This is a genomic window from Phormidium sp. CCY1219, from assembly GCF_035615515.1.
Taxonomy (GTDB): Bacteria; Cyanobacteriota; Cyanobacteriia; order Cyanobacteriales; family Laspinemataceae; genus CCY1219.
On record NZ_JAJENT010000310.1, the window covers coordinates 1 to 1,324 of the forward strand.

Sequence of the window (1,324 nt, forward strand, 5' to 3'; positions counted from 1 at the left end):
CAGATACATTTAACCCGGAAAAATCTAGCAATTGCTGGAAGTTTCTGAGTATGGCACAATCTGGAATGAAATTATTGCTCCAGATGCGGAGGTATCTCTCAAAGCCTTCAACAAAATGTTGAAGGCGCCATTAATATCACGCCCAATAGCGTGACCGCAGTCGGGACAAACAAATCGTTTGTTGCCTAGAAGCTTTGTGTGAATGTGGCCACACTTGGAGCAGGTTTTGCTGGTGTACTCTTCCGTCACATCTACTACAACACAGCCATATTTAGCCGCTTGATGCTTCAATGTTTGCTTAAAACGGTAATGAGACCATGTAACCATTTTCCGTGCTGTCTTAGTTGACAACCGTCGCTTGCCTCGTTTGACCATATTTTTGACCTCAAATGTAGGCAAAAATATGACTTTGTACTTGCTGCATAGATAGTTAGCTGCTTTCTTGTGCAGCTCCGAAACCAGGTTACGAATCTTAATCCGAATCTTTTGTGCAGCTTTTCGCAGACAGTACCGTAGCCGCTTGAATTGGCGTCCTTTAGATAAGCCGATTCGAGACATTAGCCGATCGAGGTGGGTAGCCAGTCGATAAATACGCCCCATGTCCGACTTGCCAATTTCCCAAATTTCTTGACCGTCAAACCCCGTTAGAAATGTTCTGACCCCTGGATCGAGGGCAATGGCTAGATTACTGTTTAATGGTTCTAGCTTAGGCGCATCTATGGCATAACAGATAAACCAACGTCCTCTATCTAGTACCAAGGTGGGCTCGTGGTGCATCTTGTCGATAATTGGCTCACTTGCTTTGAACCCTAATCCTTTGGTCTGTGTCGGATAAAAAGTCCCCTTTTTCCAATTATCTTTTTGAAATCGGATAGACTTAACAGGTTCGCGTACAGACCGAAAGGAGGCATCTCCCCGCGATCGTCTTGCTGCTTTGTGCGCCTCATAAGCTTGGAATACCGCCAATTGGCGTGGATTATATGGGGTTTGGCTTACCCAAGATGGAGCCATATCCATGACTGTTTTCCGTAGGTCATATTTGCCAATCCTCTTAGTTTTAAGTATGGCAATGGCTTGATTGAAGCACCATCTGGCTGCTGATATCCATTGAAACCAAGTTTTAGCTAGTGCCGTTTCTGGATAAACTCGAATCTTCTTTGATAGCAGACTTGTACTTTCTGAGTCCATAGAGCCTGCAACTGAAGACATGGACGATGGCAAGGATATCCTCAACCATTTCTCGTTCTGGAGATAAGTCACTTCGGTTGAGAACCACGAGTTGGCAATCTTTTTGTTGACAGAGCCACTCGATAAGGTCCTGACC

At 44.9% G+C, this 1,324-nt stretch carries 2 protein-coding genes; both read right to left on the reverse strand.

Going from position 1 to position 1,324, the window contains the following annotated elements:
• Window positions 1–24: 24 nt before the first annotated feature.
• On the reverse strand, window positions 25–1,209 hold the full coding sequence (locus tag LKK83_RS05030) for an RNA-guided endonuclease InsQ/TnpB family protein (protein WP_324629820.1): 1,185 nt from the start codon (window positions 1,207–1,209) through the stop codon (window positions 25–27).
• Window positions 1,121–1,324: IS607 family transposase (locus tag LKK83_RS05035; protein WP_442957280.1), on the reverse strand; the 204-nt coding region annotated here is incomplete at its 5' end. The genes LKK83_RS05030 and LKK83_RS05035, both read right to left, overlap by 89 nt.

What these genes read in the sequence shown, in the direction of transcription:
- LKK83_RS05030 (WP_324629820.1), bottom strand. Translation starts at nt 1,209, where the DNA reads ATGTCTTCAGTTGCAGGCTCTATGGACTCAGAAAGTACAAGTCTGCTA.